This is a genomic window from Terriglobales bacterium (genome assembly GCA_035567895.1).
GTDB lineage: Bacteria > Acidobacteriota > Terriglobia > Terriglobales > Acidobacteriaceae > Gp1-AA112.
Genome location: DATMPC010000105.1, coordinates 1 through 22,857, shown reverse-complemented (window position 1 = coordinate 22,857; position 22,857 = coordinate 1). Strand labels below are relative to the sequence as shown.

The window sequence follows — 22,857 nt, the reverse complement described above, 5'->3', positions numbered from 1 at the left end:
TTCTCAGTATTCAGAAAAGGCGAATACCAGTCTGGTCAGCGTGGCCTCTACTGAGAACTGATTACTGAAAACTGAACACTCGGCTGGTTTTCGCTAATGCTAATGTATCGATAATGCCCAACTCACGCGAACTTCTGCTGAACATGCTCGCGCGCAAGTCGTTTCGACTCGGAGAGTTCAAGCTTTCTTCTGGCGGGATGAGCGACTACTACATCGATTGCCGCACAACTACTCTGGACGCGGAAGGCATGCGCCTCACTGGCCGCGTGTTTTATGACGTGATTCAAAGCAAAAAGTGGAAGCCGCGCGCGGCCGGTGGAATGACGCTGGGCGCCGATCCAATCGTTGCCGGTATTGCTCTTCTCACCGCCCAGATCGTACAGACACGCGCGCCTGCCCGGCCGAAACCAGTAGACGTCTCGGAGTTTCTCATCCACGGCTTCCTGGTTCGCAAGCAGGAAAAAACGCACGGAACCGGCCAACGTATAGAGGGTTTTCGCGAAAAGGGTGCGCGTGTGGTGATCGTCGACGACGTGTGCACCACGGGCTCCTCAACTATTCAGGCCATTGAAGCCGCGCGCGAATTCGGATTCGACATTGCCGGGGTTGCGTGTCTCGTCGAGCGGGAGGAAGCCGGCGGGCGCCCAGCGGTCGAAAAAGCCGCCGGTGGAATTGAGTTCGTTTCCATCTTCAAAGCGTCCGAAGTGCGAGCCGCCCATCTTGGGCAAAAGGCCACGGCCTAAGCGTTTCAAGTTTCGGGTCTCACTGTGGACAAAGCCCCGCCACACCCTCTCGTTAGGAATCGCGAGCAGGCTTCGTCGAAACTTGAAACCTGAAACCCGAAACGCCTTTAGAATTTAAGAACATGGTCAAAACCCTGGAATGGACCGATGCTGGCGTGCGTTTTATCGATCAAACGCGCCTACCTACTGAAGAGATCTACGTTACTTGTCGCACGTACGCTGAGGTCGCTACTGCGATTCGCGACATGATCGTCCGTGGTGCCCCTGCCATCGGCGTGACGACGGCGATGGGTATCGCCCTTGGTGTGCGCGACTCTCGGGCCAAAAACTACCACGAACTTCGGCCAGAGTTTGAGGAGATCTGCGGAACCCTTGCTGCAACTCGTCCGACGGCCGTGAATCTCTTCTGGGCCATCCAGCGTATGCGCGAACGTTTCGAGCAACTTTCGTCATTCTCGATTGACGAAATCAAACGAGGGCTCATCCATGAAGCTCAGCAGATGTATGCGGCAGACATCGCAGCGTGCCAGACGATGGGACGTAACGGAGCGGTGCTGATGCCTGCATCCGGCAGCGTGCTCACCCATTGCAACGCCGGAGCCTTGGCTACTTGCGGATACGGCACGGCTCTCGGCGTGATTCGCGCCGCGGTGGAATCCGGGAAGAAGATCCACGTCTTCGCGGATGAAACGCGCCCGTTTCTCCAAGGTTCGCGCCTGACGGCATGGGAGCTGATGAAAGATGGAATTCCCACAACGGTAATCTCTGACAATATGGCTGGCGCAGTGATGAAGCAGGGCAAGATAAGCGCGGTCGTCGTTGGCGCAGACCGGATCGCAGCCAACGGCGACGTGGCAAACAAGATCGGAACCTACACGGTCGCCGTGCTCGCCAAGGAACATCGGATTCCCTTTTATGTGGCCGCGCCATGGTCAACGATCGATCTTTCGACTCCGGACGGCGATCAGATTCCAATCGAGCAGCGCTCGCCACGGGAAATAACCCACATGGCGGGAAAGCAGATCGCACCTGATGGGGTTCGAGTCGAGAATCCTGCTTTCGATGTGACGCCGCACCGTTACGTAGCAGCGATCATCACGGAGCGAGGCATTGCGAAAGCCCCGTATGCAGAGTCTCTGCAGGCATTAGCTGGCGAAGGGGAGCTGCAGGTAACTTCAAGGCGTTAACGCGGGCAGATACCAACTTGCCGTTGCGCCAAAGCATCTCCTTCAGAGGAGTGAACACGAATGCCGATCTCTACCAGACTCGCAGAACTTGCAACCAAGCCGCTGCCCAAGGCGATCAGCCCCGGAATGCATGCAGCTATCGATTGGGGCGCTGCCGCCGCATTTGTTGCTGCCGGCGCACTACTCTGGGGCAAGAACAAGCGTGCCGCACTAGCCTCTTACTTGTGTGCGGACTTGATTGGCAGCCTCATCTTCCTCACCGACTGCCCGGGCGGAGTATGGAAGAAGATCAGCTTCGAAACTCACGGCAAGATCGACACTGGCGTCTCTGCTCTCGTGGCCTCGCTCCCTAATCTGCTCCGCTTCTCCGAAGAGCGCGAATCGAAGCTTTTCCAGGGAATCGGTATTGGTCTTGCGGCCGTCAAGAGCCTGACTGATTTCGAACAGGGATCCAGCAACGCAGAAACTCGCCGCCGAGTCGCCTAAGTCCTTCATCCAGAATTGTCTCGAACCCGGCTCTTCGGAGCCGGGTTTGTTGTTTCTGCGGATGGAACATTTGCTAGTGTTCATGCGTATTTAGCAGCAAGGATAGGTGTCTCAGCTGGGCGGCGTATCATTAATCAGCGCCAACAAGCCCCCGAATCCTGCGCCAGGCTTGAACATCTACATCTACAAAGCTTATGGGAAATAATCTTAAAACGGTGGCTTTGCTGACCGGAATGACTCTGTTCCTGATGTTTGTAGGACAGGCCTTGGGTGGACAGCGCGGAATGGCGTTTGCGTTGGCGTTTGCAGCGTTCGGCAACTTCTTTGCGTATTTCTTTTCGGATAAGCTCGCGCTCGCCATGTACGGTGCGCAGCCTGTGAGCCGGGAACAGTTGCCTCGTGTTTACAACGTAGTCGAGCACATGACGCAGCGCATCGGCTTGCCGATGCCAAAGATCTATGTCATCCCTAACGAGTCGCCAAACGCCTTTGCCACCGGCCGCAATCCTTCACATGCCTCCGTCGCAGTGACGCAAGGCATTCTCAATCTGCTGGACGATGAGGAGCTCGAGGGTGTCCTCGCTCATGAATTGGGCCATGTGCGCAATCGCGACATCCTGATCAGTTCGGTGGCAGCGACCATCGCAGGAGCCATCACCTTCCTGGCTCGTTCGGCAATGTGGGCCGGCATGTTTGGTGGCTACGGCGATCGCAATGACCGTGAGCGCGGCGGTGGTGGTCTCATGGAATTGCTGATGATGATTTTGGCACCAATTGCGGCGCTGCTGATTCAAATGGCGGTGTCGCGCTCCCGTGAGTACGAGGCGGACCACACTGGGGCCCAGACAACCGGCAATCCCTACGCTCTGGCAAGAGCCCTGGAGAAGCTGGATGCTTATTCGAAACGCCTTCCAATGCAGGCGTCGCCATCCACGGCGCACCTGTTCATTGTGGCGCCGATGCTAGGTGGAGAGACTCTCGCGAGCCTGTTCTCTACGCACCCTCCGATTTCCAAGCGCATTGCGCGGCTGACCGGGCGTCCACCAGACTCAATCTGAGTCTTCTGCACCAGATCTCAACCGCACAAGGAGAGCAAGACCGTCCTGCTGTAGGCTTTTAGCTCCTCCGTGCACTTCAGTGTCCTCTGTGGTGCAAGTTTTTCTGCAAAGTGAGCTCGCGCGACCGTTCACTGCACCATAGGGTTACGGAATCCCAATAGGAGACGGTACAATCACGCGAGATGCCTCGCCTGCTCGAAAATGAGATTGCTTCGCTGCATGAGCGCGCCCAACGCCTGGAAGGTGCCCTTCGAGTCGTGATCCGCGGAAGCGACGAGGTAGTTCGCCTGGCTCTGGTGGCGGTGTTTGCCCGCGGGCATCTATTAATTGAGGGTGTTCCGGGAGTGGGCAAGACCACCTTGGGACAGACACTCGCCCGTTCCTTGGATTGCACTTTTCAGCGCGTTCAATTTACCAGCGATATGCTGCCCAGCGACCTGCTCGGTACGTCGGTGTATTCCGCTGCCGAAGAGCGCTTCGACTTCAAGCCCGGGCCCGTTTTCACGAACGTCCTGCTTGCCGACGAAATCAACCGCACCACGCCTAAGACGCAGTCTGCGTTGCTGGAAGTAATGAATGAAGGCCAGGTGACTGTAGAAGGACAGGCGCGTGAGGTTCCACGACCCTTTCTCGTAATCGCTACGCAGAATCCTGTCGAACATCACGGAACCTATCCTTTGCCGGAATCGCAGATGGATCGCTTTCTGGTTCGAGTCCAGATGACCTATCCGGCTGCAGATAGCGAGCGTGAAATCCTGCGCGCAGAAGCGGGCGCTGCGCGTCTGGGCGAAGTTCGCCCGGTGCTGACCGGTGACGACGTTATCGAAATGCAGGAGCAGGTAAAAAAGATTCGAGTCGACGAATCGCTCGTGAACTACACGTTGGAAATCGTAAACAAGACGCGCCAGTCGGAGCAGCTTTCGCTGGGAGTATCGCCTCGCGGCTCGCTCATGCTGTATCGCGCCGCACAGGCAATGGCCTTCATGGAAGGACGTAGATTCACGACGCCGGACGATTTCAAACGGCTTGTCGTGCCGGTCTTCGCGCACCGTGTGGTCGTAAACGCGCGCTACAGTTCCACCCTCAAAGCCTCGGAGCAGGCTGAACGCATTGTAGGCGAGATCATCGAGAACGTGCCGGTGCCGTCGTAAGATGCAATCTCTCGCTCGTTTCCTTCTGATTGTTTCCCTCGTAGTCTGGATCGGCAGCATCGTTTTCTTTTCGTTCGTTGTGGCGCCAACGGTTTTCTCCGCGTTGCCGGCGCAGGATATTGCAGGCACAATTGTCGGTCGATCCTTGGGAGCACTTCACCGAATCGGTCTGGCTTGCGGAGTGATCTTTTTGGCGGCCACGTTCCTGGGAACATTCAGGCAGCCGAGAATGTTGCGCGGACTTGTCGGCCTGATGCTCCTCTGCACAGCATTCTCACAGTTCAGAATCACACCACAGATGGAACGGATCCGCGCTGCAGTCGGCGGGCCGATTCAGGCACTTCCTCGTCAGGATGCAGGCCGGGCGACCTTCGACCGTTTGCATCAAACATCGGTCATCCTTGAAGGAATCGTGCTGTTTGCCGGAGTTGGTGCCGTTGTACTCGTCTCCAGGGAACCGCGCGACTGACGCATTCTGCTCCCAGCTACTCGACAATCCTGGTGCTTTGATGGTGTTCTAGTTGCATCCTGAGCTGCTGGATGCATCATCGTATTCGGAGTTCCGTGCGAGTAGATTGTCCAAGCTATATCCAAGGGAGACCTCGATTCAGATTCGAGGCCGTAGTCGCTCTTTGGCTTGGTTGGACTTGCCTCTGTCTGGGGCAATCCCCATCGCCGCGGCAAATTCGCGGTGTCGTTGAAGACGCTTCTCACGCCACCATCAGCAACGCCACAGTAGCTCTCAAGCAAGGGTCCTCCGAATTCACGGCAACTACCGGTCGGGATGGCACGTTCGAATTCAGGAATTTCAGCAACGACAAGCTGGAAATCTCAATTTCGGCGAGTGGGTTCGCCGCGACGCGACGCGCGATACCGGCAGGCATTAGCGACGAGAACCTCGTCATCGTCCTGCAACCGGACACGGTAAACACAGAAATAGAAGTCACAGCCTCGCGCACTGCTTTGTCTCTGGATGACTCGCCACAAAGCGTTCAAGTGCTGAGCCCAGCCGATATTCGCACCAGTGGTGCGCTTGAAGTGGACGACGTGTTGCGCCAGGTCGCCGGGTTCGACCAGTTTCGCCGCAACAGCAGCCGCACGTCGAATCCAACTACGCAGGGCGTGTCTATGCGGGGCATGGGATCAAGCGGTGCCAGCCGCGCACTCGTGCTGCTCGATGGAGTGCCGATTACTGATCCGTTCGGCGGCTGGGTGAATTGGAGCCAGATTCCTCGCGAGTCGCTCGAGAGTGTGGAGATGCTGCGTGGCGGCGCTTCCGACCTATACGGAGGCGAAGCACTCAGCGGCGTGACTCAATTGCTGACAAGAACGCAGGAGGGAACCGACGCGAGCCTGGATCTCTCCTACGGCAACCAGGAAACTCCAAACGTCTCCGGTTATCTCGGCCACAGTTTTGGAAGGTGGATAACGTCTGGCGCGGCAGAGTACTTTCGCACTGCGGGTTATATTCCTGTGCAGTTCTCGCAGCGCGGAGCCGTTGATGATCCGGCAAACTCACTGCACCGCAACGGCCAGCTACAAGTTCAACGACAGCTTTCGCAACGATCTCGCTTCTTCATTCGCGGACTTGGCTACGACGATTCACGCCATAACGGGACTATCATCGAAATAAATCGTACGCGGGCCTGGCAGGCGGTTACAGGACTCGATCTTGAAGGGCCATCCGACTCGTTGTTGCAAGTACGCGGATACGGCGGAACCGAAACCTATCACCAGACATTCGCTTCAATTGCTGCCGACCGCAACACCGAAACCCTTGCCCGCGTGCAACAGGTTCCGTCCCGGCAGTTCGGCTTGAGCGCGCAATATTCGCGGACGGTTGGCTGGAACACATTGCTTGCCGGTGGGGAGTTCTCCCATGTTACGGGAGAGAGCGACGATCAAGTCTTCACTGCGGGCAAACCCTCAAGCCTTGTGAATGCCGGCGGAATCATTCGCAACACCGGTGTTTTCCTGGAAGATATCGCGCGCATAAAACCTCGCTGGCTTCTAACCGGCGGCGTCCGTTTCGATGATTGGCGACCAGTGAGCGGATTCACGCGAACCGTCACGCTGCCCTCAGGCAGCACAGTACTGACACCGTTCCCTGACCGCTCTGAAACAGCATGGAACCCCAAACTGGCAACCACGTTTCGCTTGAACGATCGCATTGCTTTGAAAGCCTCCGCCTACAGATCGTTCCGTTCTCCAACGCTGAACGAGTTGTACCGTTCGTTCCGATTAGGGAATATTATGACGACCGCCAATCCGCAACTACGTGCGGAACGGCTCACTGGCTGGGAACTTGGACCCACTGAGAAGCTGGTCAACGGCAGGCTGAACCTGCGGCAAGGTTTCTTCTGGGCAACTGTGCACCGGCCGATTGCGAACGTGACTCTGAGTTCGACTCCGGCGCTCATCACGCGCCAACGGCAGAACCTTGGCAGCACACGAGCACGCGGAGTCGAGGCCCAGGCGGACTGGGCGATGATGAAGTGGATCGAGATTTCTGCTCAATACCAGTTCGTCGACGCGGTTGTAACTTCCTTCCCCGCCGATCAGACGCTGGTTGGGCTGCAGGTTCCAGAGGTACCGCGCCACGAATTCACTTTCCAGGCGCGCTACAGCAATCCTCGATTCGTGACTGTGGCATTTCAGGGACGCAGCAACAGCTCGGTGTTCGACGACGATCGTAATACGCTGACCTTGGATCCTTACTTCAAGCTCGACACTTTCATATCGCGGCGGCTCAACTCGTACGCGGATGTCTACATCGCGGCGGAAAATCTGCTGAACGACCGCTACATGGTTGCACGCACGACTGTGGTCACACTTGCATCGCCACTGGTCGCAAGAGCGGGACTGCAATTACATCTGCGCCGCTGATGCTGAGCACTCCAGCACAGGCACTGCTAAGATAGAAAATTCTGTTCCTGCTGATTTTCAGCACTGTAGGACTCCGCATTCATGAAAACTGGCATTATCGGCCTGCCTCAAGTGGGCAAGACGTCGCTGTTCAAGATCCTCACCAAGGCGCATGTCGCCGAGCGTGGACACAATCCGCGCGAAGCTCATCTTGGTGTAGCGAAAGTTCCCGACGAGCGTTTGGATAAGCTGTCAGCTCTCTACAATCCCAAAAAGCTGGTTCATGCCACAGTGGAATACTCCGATGTGGCCGCTATCGGCCAGGAAGCGCTTAAGGAATCTGCTTACGCGAATAATCTGCGGACTGTCGACGCGCTGATTCACGTGTTGCGCGCCTTCGACGAGCCGTCGATCCCACATGTAGGCGAGATCGATCCGTTGCGCGACGCGAAGAATGTCGATTTCGATCTGGTCGTGAACGATCTAGGACAGATCGAGAAGCGATTGGAGCGTCTCGAAAAAGATCTTAAGAAGATGAAGACCGCAGAGCTCGAACGCGAGTTTGACCTGCTCAAACGCGCGAAGACCCATCTGGAATCCGAGCGGCCGCTACGCGAGATGGAAATGTCGGCTGAGGACAAGAAACGAATCCGCGGCTTCATGTTTCTCAGTCAAAAGCCCATCCTGTATGTGCTTAACGTCAATGAGAGCACTTCACTTGGCGATGACCTCGAGAAGTCGCCGGCAAAGTACAAATTAACTGAATATGCTTCGCGTCCAAACGCCGGCGTGACCGCAATCTGCGGTAGGGTTGAGGCCGAGCTAGCCGAGATGCCCGACGAAGAAGCCGGGGAATTCCTTGCCAGCTACGGACTCACCGAGAGTGGGCTGGTGCGCCTGATCCGCAAGAGTTACGAACTGCTCGGCCTGATTTCGTTCTTCACCGTGGGCGAGGACGAATGCCGCGCGTGGACGATTGAACGCGGATCACGAGCGCAAGCCGCTGCGGGAGCAATTCATTCCGATCTCGAGAAGCATTTCATCCGTGCAGAAACCATTCACTGGGATCAGCTCCTCGATGCGGGATCTGAAGCCAACGCGCGCTCACGTGGCACGTTGCGGCTGGAGGGCAAAGACTATATCGTGCAGGACGGCGACGTAATGCACATCCGGCACAGCGGGTGAAATCGGCTTTGCACATACATCTTCGTAGAAACGCAGTCCGCCGCGACGGACGTTCTACCATGCACCGTTCCGCTACATAAACATGTCTCCGCTCGCGCTCACCATCATCCTCGGGCTTACCGCGGCGCTCGCCGACGGAGTTGGCGGGCTGATCATTATCCAGCGCCATTGGGAGCGGCGCTATCTGCGCTACTTCATGGCAGTAGGCTCGGGATTCATGCTCGCCACTGCCCTGGTGGAGATGTTTCCCGAGAGCCTTCGCGTTGCTCCCGAACGCGCGCCGGTGTTCATCATGCTCGGCTACTTTCTCGTGCACTTCTTCGAGCACACCCTTACCATGCACTTCCACTTCGGTGAAGAAACTCACGAGGGCGAATTCCTTCACTCTCACAAGAGTTATTCCGTACTGCTCGGGCTAATCGTACACACCTTCTTCGACGGCATAGCCATTGCATCGGGATTCCTAATTTCGAACTGGCTCGGCTGGCTGATCTTTCTGGCGGTGTTTCTCCACAAAATTCCCGAAGGATTCACAGTAGGCTCGGTGATGCTAGCCAGCGGCCGCTCGCGTCGCATGGCGTTTATTTCCTCCGTGATTCTCGGAGCTTCGACTCTGCTCGGCGTGCTTACCATGCGCGTACTATCGCCCATGCTGCACGTGGGACTGCCCCTGTCGACTGGCGTGACGCTGTACGTAGCGGCGTCGGATCTGATTCCCGAAGTGAACAAGGAGCCGGGGATCAAGGTAGCGCTGCTGGTTTTTGTAGGAGTCGCGGTGCTGCTGGTGCTGGATTATTGGTTCAGGATGTAAGGCGGTTGTCATTCCGAGCGTAGCGAGGAATCCCTATTGACACGAGAATGCGTGGGTACGGTAGCGATTCCTCGCTTCGCTTCGGAATGACAAAAGAATAAAGAGCTATTCCACTTCGTTCTTCGCCTTATACCCATCTCGTGCGATCACTTCGTATTTAAGTTTCTTGCGGCGCTGATCCTGCACGATGAGTGGCTGCCCGTTCTGTGGATCCACCAATTCGACCTTCACCTTCCGCCAGGTGCCGTCCTGTTTGGTGTTGCTTGGGCGATATGAGATCACGTACTGGTTGCGGATGTCCGAAGCAATATCAGCGAAGTCTTCGGGGAACTCCGCCGTGAATCGGGGGAAGTACGCGCGGCCGCCGGTCATCTTGGCGAATGTTCTGAGCTGATTGTCGGCCTGAAGGAAATCAAGGTTGGCGAGCGGCCCCATGTATCCGCGCCCCTCCAGGTATAACCTGAAAGCCTGCCCGGTTCCGATGCAGAAGATGGTGATGTTCTTCGAGCCCTGAAGCTTCTTGAGTACCTTGTCGTAGTTCAGCTTGCTGAACGTATCAATGCCATTGCAGATGAGGACAATGTACTTTTGGCCTTCAACTCCCTCGAGGCGATCCACTGTGTCGTAGAGGGCGTCGAAGAGGTTGGTTTCGCTGAAACCTGGAATCCTAAGCTGGCCCAGCGCCCCCATCACCTGGTTCTTGTCCTGGGTGAAGTCCACCAGCAGGTGCGTCTGCATGTCGTACGATTCAACTGCAATCCAGTCTTCCTTCTTGAGCTGGCCAGTAAACGAATACGCGGCATTGAGCGCGTCGTACATGAAGGCGTAACTGTTTGAGGCAAACTCGATCACCATTACGGCAGTGATTGGCTTGTCGTTCTGCTGGGAAAAGGTGTCGATCTTCTGGGGGACACCGTCTTCCAGGACCTTGAAGTTCTCCTGCCTGAGTCCAGGAATGAACTGGCCGTTGTTGGTGACAACATTGATAGGCAGGTTCACCAGTGGCACGTCAACTTTCAGGGAAAACGTGCCTATTTCCACCGGGTTCTTCACCTTGGGAGCGCGCTCTACCGGCTTTTCGTCCTCTGGCTTCTTCTTGGGGACGGCCATTGGGCCGATATCACCCTGTGGGCCTCCCGCCTCTGGGGGAGTTTGGGTCTGCGGGTTCTGCGATGAACCTTGGGAGTTCTGCGCCGGGCTGGGGAATGTTGCAAATGCGAGGCAGAACAGGCCGATGATGACGATTTTGGAGAGCCACGAGCCCCCCACCTTAGTACCGCTAAGGGACATTTCCTGTGCCTTCCTACAGACTCTTTGCCTATTGTTTGGCTGAGTCTCTGTATTAGTATAGATGTCGAACTACCCGGAAACCATCTGGATTGGGCGTGTTTGGCCTTCACCGGCCAATCTGTCCCGCTAAATCCATCCCTCGTTGCCGAGTCGTTCGCAGGTCAAGTATGAAGAGTATTTTCGCCTTCCTCGGTCGGATTTCGGTCTTAATTTTTGTGTGCAGTATGGCGGTTGCGCAATCAGCAACTCCGGTTTCGGCGCCTCGCGTAGCTCCGGAGATCCTGAAGGTCAGCGAAATCCACCGTGGAATGCGTGGCGTCGCTTACACCGTCTTTGAAGGAACGAAGCCCGAGCCCATGGAGGTTGAAGTCCTTGGCATTCTTCCCAACCTCAATGGCCCCAAGAGCGATCTGATCCTTGCTCGTCTCCATGGCCAAAAGGTGGAGTACACAGGCGTAGTCGCGGGCATGAGCGGTAGCCCGGTGTACATCGACGGCAAGCTGGTGGGCGCGATCTCGTATCGTATCGGGCAATTTTCCAAGGAGCCGATTTGCGGCATTACGCCAATCGAGGAGATGCTCGAGATCGACGCACTCGATCGCACGCAGCCTGAGCCCATGAGCGCGGCGCGAGTACCCAAAGCAATCGGCAAAACGTCGGTGGGAAGTGACGTCCCCGGCGATGGTGACCTGAAGAACTTCGCATCGCTGATGCAGCCTATCGAAGCGCCTTTCGTTTTCAGCGGGTTCAGCGAAGGTACGATTCGCCAGTTCGCATCGCAGTTCGCGCAAGCCGGACTTGTTCCCGTAATGGGAGTGGGATCGGCAACAAACGAGCACCAGCCTGAGCCCATCGAGCCCGGCTCGGCGGTGAGCGCTGTGCTCGTGAGCGGCGACCTCGATATCGCTGCGACGTGCACAGTTACATATATCGATCCCCAGAGGCTGCTCGCCTGCGGACATCCACTCACCCAGTACGGCATGGTCGACATGCCGATGACTAAGGCCAATGTGATCGCGACGCTGGCCTCGCCCTACTACGCGTACAAGATCGTCAACACTACCGACGAGGTAGGCACCTTCGTCCAGGACCGACACAGCGGAATCCTCGGACGCTTCGGCGAAGCCTCGAAGATGATTCCCGTAACGGTCACGATTCATGGCGGCAGTAAACCGAAGCAGATGAACTTTTCAGTGCTGAACAACGCGAAACTCACGCCGCTGATCATGATGACTGCGGTTTACCAGGCGCTGCAGTCGCAGAATCAGTACGGCGATCAGGTCACTTACCGCATGAATGGCGACATCGCGGTGAACGGTTTCCCCTCAGTGCACATGCACAACATGTTCAGCTCGAGCGACGTCGCTCCCAGTTCCGTGCTCGCTGCGCTCAATCTTGGGGATCACTTCGGACGCATCTTCGAGAACCCCTACACCACACCGGGAATCCAAGGCGTGAATCTCAATTTCGACGTGACTCCGGAACGCCGCACAGCGCGCCTGGAAACCGCACGCACCGATGTCACTGAGGCGCGTCCGGGGGATGAGATCACTATCGAAGCCGTACTGCGTCCGTATCGCGGCGATCCCATCGTTCGCCAGATTCCGGTGAAGATTCCAACGTCCGTACCCAAAGGCCAACTGCGAATTCTGGTTAGCGACAGCGAGACACTGGACCGCAGCCGCAAGTTACCCTCCGCCTTCGGACGCACCCTGCAGCTCGGATCCACCATCGATCTGCTCAATAAAGAGCACGCCAACAACAACCTGTACGTCTCGCTTCTCGAGGCGAATCCCGAAGCGATGGTTGAAGACAAAGTGATGCCGACGCTTCCCCTGTCGGTGATGAACGTAATGCAGGGCATGCGCGGCGGCCAGGACATGTATGTAAGCGGAGAGTCCGCCGTAGACGAAACTTCCACGCCGATGGACTACGTAGTCTCAGGCGCGCAGCTTCTCACAGTTCAGATTAAGTAGGTTCTCGGTAGACGCCCGCCACAGCGGGCTGCGTCTTCGGCTGCACGTAGAACCGAATGCCGGGAGTTCCCCCAATAGGAGCTTTTATGGCACGAGGTTTTGAAAGCAAATCGGTAGAAGAGCAACAGTCCGAAGCCAGACGCGAGCCTGCCCAAAATCAAATCCTTACCCCAGAGGAGATGGAGGGACGGCGCAAACTCGACGGCCTCTTGCTATCCCGAACGAGCGTCCAATCGCAACTCAACTCGGCCACCAACCCAGCTCATCGCCAGATGTTGGAGAAAGCGCTAGCTGAACTAGACCGCCAGATCGCCGAACTGGGTTCCTGATGACGCCACTTTTGTCTTCTGCTACTGGGCGCACGGATTGAGTCTCGCTTTCCGGTCACGAAGGGGCGCCGGAAAGCCGTCTTTGGGGCGCAGCACCAGTATCAAGGAACAAGACGTTCTCCCCACCGCCCGCACAGACCGTCCTCCCCTGTTCTTAATCTCCCTCCGTGTACTCCGTGCCTCCGTGGTGAAAACCCGGCCCCCGATCAATGTCCCTTGTACTCCACAAACAAATCAGGAAACTGTTCTTTCAACTCGCCGATCTTGGGACGATCACAGACGAGTATGTAGGGATTGTCAGGATGATGGAGCGCATAGTCCTGGTGGTAGTCCTCGGCGCGGTAGAAGCCCTTCAGCGGCGTCACCTGGGTGACAATCGGCTTCGGAAAAACCTTGGCAGCATCCAGTTGCGCGATGTAAGCGGTAGCAATGCGCCGCTGCTCGTCATTCGCATAAAAGATTGCGGAACGATACGACGTGCCCACATCCGGTCCCTGCCGGTTGAGCTGCGTGGGATCGTGAGCCACAGAAAAGAAGATACGCAGCAACTGTCCATAAGTGATCTTGGATGGATCGTATTGAACCTCCACCGATTCGGCATGCCCGGTTGTCTCCGTCGTCACCTGATCGTACGTGGCGGTCGATGCGGAGCCGCCGGCATATCCTGCCGTTGTCTTGATTACGCCCTTCACCCTTTGGAATACCGACTGAGTTCCCCAAAAACAGCCGCCAGAGAATACCGCTCTCTGCTTGCCCGAAGTCGCGGTGAGCGAAGCGTCGGCTGTCGGCGCAGGAATCGGCGCTTTCGGAGCCGCATTGGCAGTGCAGGAGAGAAGAGAAACCGTGACTCCCAGAGTCACAGCACTACATAGCAAGCGGGAGAGCATAAGCAAGCAGATCCTTTTCTACTTCATGATAAGCGCTTCTTGAAGGAAGGATACCGAAGTGGATGGACCGCGCTTCTGCCTGCCCGCTGGGCTTCCAGATTGCGGAGTACGAGGCTCCCATCACGGCAAACAACGCATCGTATGAGGCAATTACGATGAGCAGCGTCGGATAGAACACACGCTTGCGGTCAAAGCCCACAACGGCGGCTAGGCCAGCCACCGTCAAGGCCAATATCAACCCAATCAGATATCCCATAGTGAAGCTCGACTTGTGTGCGCCTGCTGCCCTTTCTGCCAGTAGCGTGACGCCGAATCGCAACTTATTGTAAGTGCAGATTATTGTGAGTATTGAGTTCCTCAATCACCGCCGGAGGCAGGAGACCGTTTTTGACACGTCGGTCTAGTCGAACAGAACCTTAATAAATGAGGATGCAAATGAAAAGTTTGGTGTTGATCGGGTGTGTGTTTCTTGCTTTGAGCACCGTTGCTCAAGCTTCTCAAGATTGCGTCAAGAACCGGCGCGGTGAGACGGTTTGCAAGAATGGCCAGACTGCCGCTGCCGTCAACCCGAGGACGGGCAATGCTGCTGTCGCCCAGAAGAATCAAAACGGAGTAACAACTACTCAAACCGCCAACGGTGCCAAAGCCAAGACCAAGAATGGAAAAGGCGTAGCCCAAGGGCCCGGTGGCACCACTTGCGTCCAAGGCAAGAATAATCAGGGCTGCACAAAAAGGTAGTAGCAGTACAAGAATACCCTGATCTATTTGTGGACGAGTGGCGGGCGGCCCAACACCAACTGTACCATCCGCGACGGCAGGTGGTTCTGTATGCGCCGATGCTCAGATCGGACGGGTGGCCTGCGGAGAGAAGCTGGGTCACCCGTCCTCTGAATGACAGGAAGCGGACTATCTGAAATTAAAACTCCACACCCGGTAGGACCTCCGTACCTTCCTTCCGCACTGCGTCCAGGCGATTGGGATTAAGGCCGAGCGCTTTCAGGATGGTAGGAGCAACCTGTCTGGTTTCCACGAACGTGCTCACCGTCTTCGGTCCCAAATTGGGATTGGATAGCAGGATCATCACGTTGGTGTCGTCATGAGCAAACCCTCCGTGTTCTTCCTGCTTCTTGTGACTCCCGGTATAAATCACGCCGGGGACCGGTTGCACGATAATGTCGGGCGTGCGCGGATCGCCGAATGGGGGAATTCCGGGCTTGTCGAACATATCTTCTAATGAGTCTCCAGAGAAGATCGTGCCGGCCTGAATAGCGCTGCTATTCGCTTGCAGCAGGGCCACTGCAGCCTTCGTATCGGCGCCGGTACCCAGCCACATCAGGGATATATCGTCCTCGGTTGGCCCGATTGCACCTGGCGTATTGGGATTCTCCGATTGACCTCCAATCGGCGGAGGCGGAAAAAATCCCGCGTTGGCCAGGAGAGTGGCCGGAGTAGTGGTGATGCCCTTGCCGAGTTCCTGGAACTTGGTTGGATCGATGGGCGATTGGCCGTGCTTGGCCGTAACGATGAACAACGTGCTCTCCAACAGCCCTTGCTTTTTCAGTTCCGATGTCATCTGTCCGATGGCATCGTCCACGAAGGTAATGTTGGTCTTGAGACTGGGACTGGGAGTGGCAGCCGCATCAAGGTAGCCGCCGAACACCTTCACTCCACCGACGGTTTCGATTAGCTTTTGCGCGACGCTTACTGCCTGGAAGTTCATGCCCAGAATATTCGGTACAGGAGCATTCTTGTCGCCAAGGTGGGTCTTGCCATCGATCTGATGAAGGGTGGCGTTCACCTTGAGCTGGTCGTAGCAGCGGATGTTCTGGAAGCTGTCGGTCCAGGCGCCGCCGTTGTTGTCGGGAGCATTTCCGCCGACGGAACAGACAAGGCCGTCGGCTGTGGTCAAGCCGGAGAGCCCGATAATGTTGGAGTTGACGTCGGGAGCATAGTAATCATCGACATTGCTGGGGACAGAGGTGCCAGTCGGTCCCGAAACCGCTGCATAAACGGCATGCTTGTCCGACCAGGCGGTGTAGCCGCCGGCTTTATGGATCACACCGTAGATCGTGTTCGCGCGGATGAAATTCCACGGGTAAACCGGGGAGCATCCGGCAAACGGATCCCGTGGGAATGTGGTGGGATCGAGAGAATTTACGCCACCATCAATCAGGCTGGCTCCGGGTGCGCCGCCGTTCAGCAGGCTCTGATCGATATCGTTGCCTTCTTCATATTCCGTGGTGGTACCGTTGGGCACGCCGGGAACACAGGGTCCGGCGAGATTGCCGTTTCCAGTGGTAGTAGCCGGTGGGGCGAGAACGCGGTCGTAAGCAACGTCATAATAAGCACCCACCAGACGCGGTGTGCCGCCCGTGACCAGCGCCATCAATCCAGGAAACGAATCTGACGGCTTGGAAGTGGACGTGTTTGTGTAGCTCACGCCCGTTTTGCCGAGCGCCGCCAAATTCGGACAATAGCCACCCTTGGTGCAATTCTGGTAATCCACTGCGTGCATGCCGTCGATGCTGATGAGCAACACGTGGCGAATCCCTTTACGATCATTGAGGTGCTTCGAACGATCATCGTCCCGATCACCGTCTACGGCGAAAGCAAGCGGAACAGCAAGCAGCATGCCAAGCAGAGACACTGAAGCTAACTTCTTTGACATCGTCACTTCTCCTTGGGGAAACTGAGTTTTGTAACCGAGAAGAAGCTAAGCCCGAATCATTTCTGCAGCATCACGGTTGCATGAACAGTGTGTTTCACAGGAGCCGGGAGACAGGGGGATGGCGCTCCTTATGCACTGTCATCCCTCGCGCGCTTTTTGCGCGGGGGATCTGCTTTTGTGAGCTCCCCGACCGACAAACAGCAGATCCCCCACTCCGCCTTGAAATTATCGACGCGAGAAACGGCTTCGCTGCGGAGTGAGGGATGACAGTGTCTGGAGCGGAAGACGGCCGGGTGCCGCACCGTCTTGCGATTTTTAAAAGGGTGCGCTGATGATGCAGGTAGAATTCAAGCGTTGTCCCCGTTCCCTAGTGGCAACCGGGCGGGCGGCCCAGGCTTTGTTCGTTTTCCATTATGGCACTTATGAAATGTCGGGAAGTCCGATGCGGGAACCGAAACGGGACAAGAGTGGGCCAACCGCCTAAGGACGAGAACATTCCAACTTCCGTGTAGCCGACCATCCTCCCAGAACTTCCCACAAGCCCGTTTCTGGATAGTTTCCGGGTTGCCGACGATACGGGAGTGATCGCGAGCGGCCCGAAACAAAATGCCAAATGAGCCCCTTCTAGGGGGCGTGTGATTTACGTCTATGTGCCGGGTAGCAAACCACGGCTTGCGTATCTATCGACGAGAGCCAGCGTGAGAAAAGCCGAAGTCCAGATCATGAACGCAGAGTGGAATCTTGTGTTTCGTCTTCATGTTCGCTCCTTTCAGTCATCGTCATCAGGCGTCAGAAGAAAGGCATGGGTTGGCCGTTGATGGCGCCAAAACCGACGATGTGCCCATGATCATTTATTGCCTGAGCCGCGGTCAGGACCCAGCCGGAGTCCGCGGGAATCAGGTCATTGAGGTCTCGCAACACGCCATCGGCGAAGAGGAAAGCGTGCATTTGACCGCTGGCGGTGGTCGACTTGCCAACAACTTCACCGCGATTGTTGATCGAATGGCCGAAGGGATCGCTAAATTTGCCTCCGAGCGTTCCGAGGTCGGTCATCACGCCGTCGCTTAAGAGGAACGCATGAAGCTCGCCGTTGGCGGTATCCGATATCCCGGAAACTTGGCCGCGATTGTTGATGGCTCTCGCAGTGCTAGATGTGCCACCCGGGAGCGTTCCGAGATCCGTGATCGTCCCGTCGCCGAAGATAACCGCTCGCGAGGATCCACTCGGAATGTCCGCTCTTCCAGCCGATTGGCCATGATGATTCGCGTACCCAGCGAAGCTGCTTGGCCCGCCGAGCGTGCCGAGGTCAACCACCTCACCATCCTTGTATTGGACTGCGTGAAAGAACGGACCCCTACCTGTGATGGTCGAACCACCAAAGATTTCGCCACGCTGGCTAATGCCGAAGGCCGTGCCGAACTGGCTGCCAGGAAGTGCGCCGAGATCTACCGTTTCGCCATCGCGGAACAGAACCGCATGACGCGCCGTATTGCCGGTTGTTTCTGATGCTCCAACGGCTTCGCCGCGATTATTGATCGCGTTGGCAGTGGTGAACGTGCCGCCGAGCGAACCGAGGTCGCCCAGCACGCCGTCTTGCCATAGGAAGGCGCGACTAACGGTGTCCCCAGGGAGGGTCGAATTGCCCACGACCTGACTGCGATTGTTGATATCGTTGGCCTGACTCTTCGTACCGCCAAGCGTGCCGAAGTCGGTAACCGTGTAGGTTTGCGCCCTGGCGCCTGACCATCCATGTAAGAGGACAACACTCAACAGCGTATAAATAAGCAATCTTGCTTTCATTGTTTTACCCTCCACAGGGTTCTCTTAGGTAACCATTCGCTAAGTTCGGAGGCCTGCTTCCTGTGGACCATCGTTTGGGGCTCGCTCATCCTGCTCGAACTTCAAGGTTGGGTATCAAAGGTTGGGTATCAATTATCCGGGTCTGCGTTCTCAACACTTAGGCCTTCGCCTTCAGGATGATCGTGTTTCACTTGTCCCCGTTTTTCTCCATGGTCCGCTTGAGCTACATGCTCGGTCACATACTGGGCGATCGCTGTCCCTATGGTCCTGCCATCCACGCAGGCCGAGCGGAAATGAATGCCGGCGTAAATTCGGGCCAGCGTGACTTCGTCCAGCGCAGAAGAGAAGCTGTTGTAAGTCCGGAACACTCCGGGCAGGCTGACAGCTTCGAGAGAAAAGGTCGTGTCGTCGCCAAAGTAGATCGCTAGCACACCCGCCGAAGCCGAGCTGAAAATCAAATGCGCGGAAACGTACTCGGGATGGCGGGGGGTGTTCAACAGGGGCTTCCAATTAGGATCTGCCGCGGTATCCGGGTTGAGGCTATCTGCAAGAGGAATGGCAGTGACCGGCCGCCACGACAAAAAGTGGAGCTTGGAATCCCACCCGGCGACGGTCGCGTCGCCCAAGGCAAGATTCATCAGCGCGAATAAGCGCGAATTTTCCGACAGCGTCGTGTGGTGGGCGATGGCTAGCGACGAGGCCACGCGGTTCCAGGAGACGGAGGCGTTTCCGGCCCAATAACGCGCGATCAGCGTCTGTTCCGCTGTTCGGCTCGAGCTGGTGGCGCTTCCCAGCGTCTTGGTCTCGTTGAAATTGGCCGCATATTGCGCGCTGTTCAAGGCCGGAGGCCCCGCCGGACGGAACTGTGATGGTGACGCAATCGCGTATGGCAACATGGTCGCAACTTGCGGGAGGGCCATAGACTGGAAAGCGGGCGGAGTTGGCCGCCATTGTCCTGGCGCCAGTCCCCCAGTAACCGGGGGCAATGCTTTGTTGAATCCGTCGTCGCTGCGCCAGGCCAGAATGTCGTTGGCAACTTGCTGCCCCCAAGCTAGCCCCCGAGCAATCGATTCGCTGTCTTGCGAATCTTCATCATCAGCCGAAAGGGAATTCAGCGAGGATGCCAGCTCCGCATCCAGCGTCGATTTTTGCGATGGGAAGAGAGCCACCAACGTGGTGTAAGCGGCTTCGATGGCCGCTGCGCGCCGCGAAGCCCCGCGTGGGGCTGCGACGTCCACATGATAGGGTGTGTAGCGCCGCTCAATGCCGTTGACGGCATCGAAGATGGCGGCGTGCATCAGCACATAGACGCGCGCCGTGCTCACTGCGTCTGAGTTAATGGCACTGGAGAGGACCGCCTTTTCAGCGTTAAGATTCCATTCCGTGACGGCGTCCTGCGCGACGGAGGCTGTATTCAGCATCAGGCAAAGCGCAAATAGCCAAAGGACGCCCCATTGCCACGTTTGAGTGGCTCGTTTCTTGATCGCGTAACTGGTTTTCATAGACCCTCCATCCCAGCCCGAGTTCGCCAGCAACGCTTGCGACCGTGCGCTTGAAGGCCGACTAGCGTCCATAGTCTGGAAATTGAATGTTTCTTACGCGTCAACTTCTTTGCCGGCAGGAGCTTGCAAAGCGGCATTACACGCACTCGAAATCTCCAAGTTGGGATAAACTTGGCTGCCCCCCAAAAATGAAGAGGTTCTTGGCCGGTGCTGTCACCCATAACAGCGCGTGTGTTCCGATTTGGAGTCTTCGAAGTGGACACACATGCCCGCGAGCTCCGCAAGCAGGGGATGCAGATCAAGCTCCAGGAGCAGCCGTTTCAGATCCTGGCATTTCTCCTGGAACATGCCGGCGAGATCGTTACCCGGGAGCAACTGCGGCAACAGCTGTGGCCGGCAGATACTTTCGTGGACGTCGATAACAGCGTCAATGCCGCCATCAACCGGCTGCGTGAGGCTCTGGGAGATTCCGCCGAGAGTCCACGCTTTGTGGAAACAGTACCCCGTCGGGGCTACCGGTTTGTGGCTCCGGTCACGGAAGTCAAGGGCCGGGAACGCGGTTCCGGCACCGAGAATCCAAACGCACTAACTGAAACGGAGCCGGAAGAGGCCGCAATGGCCGGGCGATTCAAAGCCAGGAGCCCCTTCGGCAAGTTCTTCGTGTTTGCGTTGGTTGTGGCCTTGCTGGGTACATGGATTTGGACCTGGGAGAAGAGGCGGGCGACAAGTCCGTTGCACATCACATCGCTGGCTGTGCTACCCCTGGAGAACCTCTCTGGCGATCCGGGGCAGGAGTATTTCGCAGATGGAATGACGGACGAACTGATTACGGACTTGGCCTCGATCTCTAGTCTGCGCGTCATTTCCCGGACGTCGACCGCGCACTACAAAGGCACCCGCAAGACGGTACCCGAGATTGCCCGGGAACTTAATGTAGACGCGGTAGTGGAAGGCTCGGTCGGGCGGTCCACAAACAAGGTGCGGATCCGGGCCCAATTAGTCAGGGCGGCGCCGGAGGAGCATCTTTGGGCCGAGAGCTACGAGCGCGAACTTCCCGACGTGCTGGCCTTGCAGCGCGATGTGGCGAAAGCCATCGCCGACCAGATCAAAATCAAGCTGACACCAGAGGAAAGAGCCCGGCTGGCCCGCGTCGAGCCCGTTGACCCCGAAGCTTATCGGCTATACATCCGGGGACGCCTCTCCTTCGAAAACTGGACGCCGGACGCGGTGTCGCTGGCCCGCAAAAATTTTCAGGAAGCGATTGCCGAGTACCCGAACTACGCGCCGGCCTACGCCGGGCTGGCCGATACGTACGTTTTTGGGAATCCCAACTTGGATCCAAAGATGGCCATTCCGTTAGCTCGCGCCGCCGCCCTGAAGGCCCTACGACTGGACGACACCTTGAGCGACGCCCATGCCGCGCTGGCCCAGGTGAAGTTCCTGGGGGACTGGGACTGGGCCGGAGCGGAAAAAGAATTCCAGCGAGCCATCGATCTGAACCCCGGCGACACGCTCGCGCACCATATGTACTCGCACTTCGTCCTTTACATGGGCCGGAGCGAAGAATCTCGGAGGGAGAGCGAACTCTATCTCAGGCTGGACCCTCTCTCGGTGGCAGCCAACAATCATCTCGGATATTACTATCTGGCCACCGGACAGTACGATCTGGCAATCGAGCAGGAACACAAGGCACTGCGGATTAACCCCAACTACCATGACGCGATTCTTTTTCTGGGCGAGGCGTACCGCCACAAGGGAATGCCGCAAGAAGCTTTGGCCCAATATGAGAAGATGATGGCCCTCGAAGGCACCAGCCCAAACTGGGTCAAATCGCTGCACGCGGCTTATCAGACAAAGGGATGGAAAGGTTATTGGAAGAAGACGTTGGATCGTGACATCGAACGCTCAAATCGGGAATATGTCTCTCCCTACGGCATCGCCGACTACTATGCGCTCGTGGGTGATAAAACGCAGGCCTTCCGCTATCTGGACAAAGCGTATGCAGAGCGCGACATCTGGCTGACTTGGATCAAAGCCGAGCATGATTTTGATGGCTTGCGTTCCGACCCTCGCTACGCCGACCTGCTGCGACGCATGGGCCTGCCGCTGTAGCCCCCCGGCCTCGACGAGAGCCAAGGTGCTATCTAGCGGCCGTATCGGGGTTGTGCCCGAATTGCTCGTCAACCGGAACCAATCGTGATCACTTCCCATAAGCCCGGCTTCCCGGTACAAATCCGGCCAACTTCCGAGAAGCCCGTTTCTGGATAGCTTCCAGTTGTCCGACTAACCGGGGTTAGCTATTAGCGGAACCCCGTACATAAGAAACCATGGGTCGGACACATCCGCTAACATGTTCGAGGTGAAGAAGCCTCCCGCCGTTTCCTACATATGAACCGAGCCGGCCCGTTGATCGCGCCTCCATCTTCATCCGATCCCTCAGAGGCCTCCAAACGGCTCCTACCGTGGCTCGTTGCTGTCGCCTTTTTTATGGAGTCGCTGGATACAACGATTCTCAATACGGCCGTTCCCGCGATTTCTTCCGCCCTCGGCGTCGCTCCCCTTAGCATGAAGGCGGTGCTGGCGAGCTATACGCTCAGCCTAGCGGTCTTCATCCCAATCAGTGGCTGGATGGCGGACCGGTTCGGAACCCGTCGTGTATTCGCATCTGCGATTGGTCTATTCACTCTCGGGTCCTTTCTATGCGGAATATCAAGCAACATCCACTTGCTGGTTGCCTGTCGCATCCTGCAAGGTTGCGGCGGCGCGATGATGGTGCCGGTGGGCCGGCTCACCCTGGTGCGAACATTTGCCAAGTCAGATCTTCTGCGCACCATGAGCTTTGTTTCTATACCAGCCCTAGTGGCGCCCATGCTCGGACCCATCGCCGGAGGTCTCATCGTCGGGTATCTTCACTGGCGC

Annotated in this window: 20 protein-coding genes; 14 read left to right on the top strand and 6 right to left on the bottom strand. The window is 56.9% G+C overall.

Annotation, left to right across the window (positions count from 1 at the left end; all coding sequences use genetic code 11):
- The first annotated feature begins 113 nt into the window (after window positions 1-113).
- From pyrE to VNX88_22410, 9 genes are all read left to right on the top strand, one after another.
- A complete protein-coding gene (gene pyrE / locus VNX88_22450; protein HWY71445.1) occupies window positions 114-743 on the top strand; it encodes an orotate phosphoribosyltransferase in 630 nt (209 codons plus the stop codon).
- An 89-nt stretch (window positions 744-832) separates the two neighbouring features.
- Window positions 833-1,930 (top strand): S-methyl-5-thioribose-1-phosphate isomerase, encoded by a 1,098-nt coding sequence (mtnA, locus tag VNX88_22445; protein ID HWY71444.1) that lies wholly within the window; start codon window positions 833-835, stop codon window positions 1,928-1,930.
- Window positions 1,931-1,990: 60 nt separating this feature from the next.
- Window positions 1,991-2,416 carry a hypothetical protein gene (locus VNX88_22440; GenBank protein ID HWY71443.1) on the top strand — a complete coding sequence of 142 codons (426 nt, stop codon included), beginning with the start codon at window positions 1,991-1,993 and terminating at the stop codon, window positions 2,414-2,416.
- A 194-nt stretch (window positions 2,417-2,610) separates the two neighbouring features.
- Entirely contained in the window at window positions 2,611-3,474 is an 864-nt protein-coding gene (locus tag VNX88_22435; protein HWY71442.1) for a zinc metalloprotease HtpX, read from the top strand.
- A gap of 182 nt (window positions 3,475-3,656) precedes the next feature.
- Window positions 3,657-4,625, top strand: coding sequence for a MoxR family ATPase (locus VNX88_22430; GenBank protein HWY71441.1), 969 nt, complete (start codon window positions 3,657-3,659; stop codon window positions 4,623-4,625).
- 1 nt (window position 4,626) lies between these two features.
- A complete protein-coding gene (locus VNX88_22425) occupies window positions 4,627-5,094 on the top strand; it encodes a DUF4149 domain-containing protein (protein HWY71440.1) in 468 nt (155 codons plus the stop codon).
- A gap of 71 nt (window positions 5,095-5,165) precedes the next feature.
- A complete protein-coding gene (locus VNX88_22420) occupies window positions 5,166-7,511 on the top strand; it encodes a TonB-dependent receptor (protein ID HWY71439.1) in 2,346 nt (781 codons plus the stop codon).
- An 81-nt stretch (window positions 7,512-7,592) separates the two neighbouring features.
- Entirely contained in the window at window positions 7,593-8,675 is a 1,083-nt protein-coding gene (gene ychF / locus VNX88_22415; protein HWY71438.1) for a redox-regulated ATPase YchF, read from the top strand.
- Window positions 8,676-8,757: 82 nt separating this feature from the next.
- Complete coding sequence (locus VNX88_22410; protein ID HWY71437.1) at window positions 8,758-9,486, top strand: ZIP family metal transporter; 729 nt, start codon at window positions 8,758-8,760, stop codon at window positions 9,484-9,486.
- A gap of 105 nt (window positions 9,487-9,591) precedes the next feature.
- On the opposite strand, the gene VNX88_22405 is transcribed toward VNX88_22410, so the two are convergent.
- Window positions 9,592-10,776: a VWA domain-containing protein gene (locus VNX88_22405; protein HWY71436.1), complete on the bottom strand. Its 1,185-nt coding sequence runs from the start codon at window positions 10,774-10,776 to the stop codon at window positions 9,592-9,594.
- A gap of 167 nt (window positions 10,777-10,943) precedes the next feature.
- Here VNX88_22405 and VNX88_22400 point away from each other — a divergent pair, with 167 nt between their 5' ends.
- Window positions 10,944-12,752, top strand: a complete 1,809-nt coding sequence (locus VNX88_22400) for a SpoIVB peptidase S55 domain-containing protein (GenBank protein HWY71435.1) — start codon at window positions 10,944-10,946, stop codon at window positions 12,750-12,752.
- An 86-nt stretch (window positions 12,753-12,838) separates the two neighbouring features.
- Window positions 12,839-13,081, top strand: a complete 243-nt coding sequence (locus VNX88_22395) for a hypothetical protein (protein ID HWY71434.1) — start codon at window positions 12,839-12,841, stop codon at window positions 13,079-13,081.
- Between the two features lie 206 nt (window positions 13,082-13,287).
- Here VNX88_22395 and msrA read toward each other — a convergent pair whose 3' ends face one another.
- Window positions 13,288-13,968 carry a peptide-methionine (S)-S-oxide reductase MsrA gene (msrA, locus tag VNX88_22390; protein HWY71433.1) on the bottom strand — a complete coding sequence of 227 codons (681 nt, stop codon included), beginning with the start codon at window positions 13,966-13,968 and terminating at the stop codon, window positions 13,288-13,290.
- Window positions 13,946-14,224 carry a hypothetical protein gene (locus tag VNX88_22385; GenBank protein ID HWY71432.1) on the bottom strand — a complete coding sequence of 93 codons (279 nt, stop codon included), beginning with the start codon at window positions 14,222-14,224 and terminating at the stop codon, window positions 13,946-13,948. Before VNX88_22385 ends, msrA begins: the two co-directional genes overlap by 23 nt.
- 179 nt (window positions 14,225-14,403) lie before the next feature.
- Between VNX88_22385 and VNX88_22380 the strand changes: the two genes are divergently transcribed.
- Window positions 14,404-14,706: a hypothetical protein gene (locus tag VNX88_22380; protein ID HWY71431.1), complete on the top strand. Its 303-nt coding sequence runs from the start codon at window positions 14,404-14,406 to the stop codon at window positions 14,704-14,706.
- 178 nt (window positions 14,707-14,884) lie between these two features.
- On the opposite strand, the gene VNX88_22375 is transcribed toward VNX88_22380, so the two are convergent.
- The 3 genes from VNX88_22375 to VNX88_22365 all read right to left on the bottom strand — a co-directional run bounded on the left by VNX88_22375 (window position 14,885) and on the right by VNX88_22365 (window position 19,938).
- Entirely contained in the window at window positions 14,885-16,636 is a 1,752-nt protein-coding gene (locus VNX88_22375) for an alkaline phosphatase family protein (GenBank protein ID HWY71430.1), read from the bottom strand.
- 789 nt (window positions 16,637-17,425) lie between these two features.
- Window positions 17,426-18,436, bottom strand: coding sequence for a hypothetical protein (locus VNX88_22370; protein HWY71429.1), 1,011 nt, complete (start codon window positions 18,434-18,436; stop codon window positions 17,426-17,428).
- A gap of 128 nt (window positions 18,437-18,564) precedes the next feature.
- Window positions 18,565-19,938, bottom strand: coding sequence for a vanadium-dependent haloperoxidase (locus VNX88_22365; GenBank protein ID HWY71428.1), 1,374 nt, complete (start codon window positions 19,936-19,938; stop codon window positions 18,565-18,567).
- Between the two features lie 255 nt (window positions 19,939-20,193).
- Between VNX88_22365 and VNX88_22360 the strand changes: the two genes are divergently transcribed.
- Together VNX88_22360 and VNX88_22355 are read left to right on the top strand one after the other, a co-directional pair.
- The gene (locus VNX88_22360) at window positions 20,194-22,050 is read left to right on the top strand and encodes a winged helix-turn-helix domain-containing protein (protein HWY71427.1); all 1,857 of its coding nucleotides are present in this window, start codon (window positions 20,194-20,196) and stop codon (window positions 22,048-22,050) included.
- Window positions 22,051-22,326: 276 nt separating this feature from the next.
- The coding region (locus tag VNX88_22355; GenBank protein ID HWY71426.1) for an MFS transporter at window positions 22,327-22,857 on the top strand (531 nt) is incomplete at its 3' end.